1 pseudogene is annotated in these 874 nt (G+C 59.0%); it reads left to right on the top strand.

Annotated elements, in window-relative coordinates:
- A pseudogene (locus D5269_RS17990) lies at nt 1-874 on the top strand (DEAD/DEAH box helicase); the annotation flags it as partial.

Here is an 874-nt window from a genome sequence, read left to right as displayed (position 1 = left end):
AACAGTTTGAACGCGCCATCCGGCAGGACCCGCGCAACAGCGCCATCACCGACTATCTCCCCGCCGATCTGAACCAGTTTTCCCCGGATTTGCGGGAAGTCCTGACCGGGGAGGGCGGTTTGCTGGATACGACTGCAAAGGAGGATATAGCGGCGCTGCTCCAAAGCGGCGCAGGCAATCCGGCTGTCGCCCAGCATCTTTCCCAGCGGTTTTCCGGTACAGTGGAAACCATGCAGCTGGAAACCGGGGATACGGCAGATTACAGAACAACCGACAAAGGCATGGAAGTAGAGATTTTGCGGGAGGATGAAACGGTTCTGGCGGCGCTGTATGAAAGCTGGGAACCGGTTGCCGCCGCACTCCGCGCCCTCTACCAGCAGGAACTGGACGGATTCTCCCACGAACCGGCACAGCCAGAAGAACAGCTGGCAGAGGAACAGCCGGGTTTTGGGAATCCCCCTGCGCCAGAGCCGGAGCCGCAGATCACCATCACCCCCGTCACCCGTTATCCGGGCGAACAGAACCATCTGCCCTACGATATAGAGATTCATACGCTGCGCTTTGATGAACCGGAACCCACCCCTCCCCAGCCGACTGCCGGGAACTTCCGTATCACCGACATTCACCTGGGCGAAGGCGGGCCAAAAGCAAAGTTTCGGGCCAACATGGACGCAATCAATCTCCTGAAAGAATTGGAGTTTGAAAACCGGCAGGCCACGCCGGAGGAACAGGAAACCCTTTCCCGGTATGTGGGCTGGGGCGGTCTGGCAGACGCTTTTGACGAGAGCAAGCCCGCCTGGGCCAAGGAGTTTGCGGAACTCTACGCAACGCTGTCCCCGGAGGAATATGAAGCCGCCAAAGGGACCACCTTAAA

The organism is Anaerotruncus sp. 1XD42-93, from assembly GCF_009917605.1.
GTDB lineage: Bacteria > Bacillota > Clostridia > Oscillospirales > Ruminococcaceae > Anaerotruncus.
This window is presented reverse-complemented; position numbering and strand designations above follow the sequence as displayed.